This is a genomic window from Candidatus Protofrankia californiensis (assembly GCF_900634765.1).
In the GTDB taxonomy this organism is placed as follows: Bacteria; Actinomycetota; Actinomycetes; order Frankiales; family Frankiaceae; genus Protofrankia; species Protofrankia californiensis.
Genome location: NZ_CAAAFT010000444.1, coordinates 6812 through 8840 on the forward strand (window position 1 = coordinate 6812; position 2029 = coordinate 8840).

Consider the following 2029-nt stretch of genomic DNA (forward strand, 5'->3'; position numbering starts at 1 on the left):
CGCCGGCGCCGACGGCGACGGCGACGGCGACGGCGACGGCGACGGCGCAGCCTCGGCCGCAGCCGCGCTACTGCCACCGGCAGCCGCGGCATCGCCGCCGCCACCACCGCCACCGCGGCCACGGCGCTCGCCCTGACGAGCTGCCGCACGACCGGCATCGGTACCACCCGTGGTGGTCCCGGACGAACCCGACCGCGGCCCACGGCGCGGACGCTCGCGGCGGTGCTGGCGCTGAAGTGCCTCCTGGGCCTCCCGCTCCGCCCGGCTCTGCACGACGTCGCCCTTGTAGATCCAGACCTTCACGCCGATGCGACCGAAGGTGGTCCGGGCCTCGTAGAATCCGTAGTCGATGTTGGCACGCAACGTGTGCAACGGCACACGACCCTCACGGTAGAACTCCGAGCGGCTCATCTCGGCCCCGCCGAGACGTCCGGAGCACTGCACCCGGATGCCCTTGGCGCCACCCTTCATCGCCGACTGCATGGCCTTGCGCATCGCCCGCCGGAAGCTGACCCGGCTCGACAGCTGCTCGGCCACACCCTGCGCGACGAGCTGGGCGTCCACCTCGGGGTTCTTCACCTCGAGGATGTTGAGCTGGACCTGCTTGCCGGTCAGCTTCTCAAGGTCGCCACGGATGCGATCGGCCTCGGCGCCACGGCGCCCGATGACGATCCCGGGACGGGCGGTGTGGATGTCCACCCGCAGCCGACCCTGGGTGCGCTCGATGTCGACCCGGCTGATACCCGCGCGCTCCATGCCCCGGGACATCATCTTTCGGATCTTCACGTCCTCGCCGACGTACGCCTTGTACTGCTTGTCGGCGTACCAGCGGGAGGTGAACTCCGAGGTGATACCCAGCCGGAACCCGTGCGGGTTGACTTTCTGACCCACTACCGGGCCCTCCCTGCAGTCTTCGGTGCGCCGGTCGACGCGCCGCGGGTCGCCGCAACCGGCTTTCGGCTTTCCACGACGACCGTGATGTGGCTGGTCCGCTTGCGGATCCGGTAGGCACGGCCCTGTGCCCGTGGGCGGATGCGCTTGAGGGTCGGGCCCTCGTCGACATAGGCCTCACCGACCCAGAGCGTGATCGGGTCGAGGCCGTGGTTGTGCTCGGCGTTGGCCACCGCGCTCGCGACCACCTTGTAGACGTCCTCGCTGGCCGCCTGCGGGGCGAACCGGAGGATGTCGAGGGCTTCGCGGGCCGACCGGCCACGAACCAGGTCGATGACCCGACGGGCCTTCGTCGGCGACACCCGGACGTAGCGGGCCGACGCGCGGGCGCCCGGCAGCCCGGACCTGGTCAGCCCGTCAGCAACGACGTCAGCCACGACGTGACCTCCGGTCTTCCTTGACATGGCCGCGGAAGGTCCGGGTCGGTGCGAACTCACCGAGCTTGTGGCCGACCATCCCCTCGGTGATGAACACCGGGATGTGCTTGCGACCGTCGTGTACGGCGATCGTGTGACCCAGCATGTCCGGGATCACCGTCGAGCGCCGTGACCAGGTCTTGATGACGTTCTTCGTGCCCTTGGCGTTCTGAAGGTCCACCTTCTTGAGCAGGTGGTCGTCGACGAACGGGCCCTTCTTCAGGCTGCGTGGCATGGCGTGTGTCTCCTCCTTCCTGCTCAGAATCGGTGGTGAGGCGTTGTGTACCGCCGGATGTGAATCATCGTGATCACCGCCGCCTGTTCTGCTTCCGACGACGGACGATCAGCGCGTCGCTCGACTTGCGGGTTCTGCGGGTACGTCCCTCGGGACGGCCCTTCGGGTTCACCGGGTGGCGGCCACCGGAGGTCTTGCCCTCACCACCACCGTGCGGGTGGTCGACCGGGTTCATCGCCACACCGCGGACGGTGGGACGACGGCCCTTCCAGCGCATCCGACCGGCCTTACCCCAGTTGATGTTGCTCTGCTCGGCGTTGCCGACCTCGCCGACCGTGGCCCGGCAGCGGACGTCGACGTTGCGGATCTCCCCCGACGGCATCCGCAGCTGGGCGAAGGGGCCGTCCTTGGCGACCAGCTGGACGCT

3 protein-coding genes and 1 pseudogene are annotated in these 2029 nt (G+C 69.2%); all 4 read right to left on the bottom strand.

Annotated features, from left to right (window positions below; translation table 11 throughout):
- Window positions 1–891, bottom strand: an 891-nt coding sequence (gene rpsC / locus DD1DGNOD_RS22990; protein ID WP_131771020.1) for a 30S ribosomal protein S3, incomplete at its 3' end; no start/stop codon positions are given.
- On the bottom strand, window positions 891–1328 hold the full coding sequence (gene rplV / locus DD1DGNOD_RS22995) for a 50S ribosomal protein L22 (RefSeq protein ID WP_131768531.1): 438 nt from the start codon (window positions 1326–1328) through the stop codon (window positions 891–893). The genes rplV and rpsC, both read right to left, overlap by 1 nt.
- Window positions 1321–1602 (bottom strand): 30S ribosomal protein S19, encoded by a 282-nt coding sequence (rpsS, locus tag DD1DGNOD_RS23000; protein ID WP_131768532.1) that lies wholly within the window; start codon window positions 1600–1602, stop codon window positions 1321–1323. Before rpsS ends, rplV begins: the two co-directional genes overlap by 8 nt.
- A 73-nt stretch (window positions 1603–1675) precedes the next feature.
- A pseudogene (locus DD1DGNOD_RS23005) lies at window positions 1676–2029 on the bottom strand (50S ribosomal protein L2); the annotation flags it as partial.

Excerpts from the sequence above, each read along its gene's own strand:
- rpsS (WP_131768532.1), bottom strand. The coding sequence starts at position 1,602 with ATGCCACGCAGCCTGAAGAAGGGCCCGTTCGTCGACGACCACCTGCTC.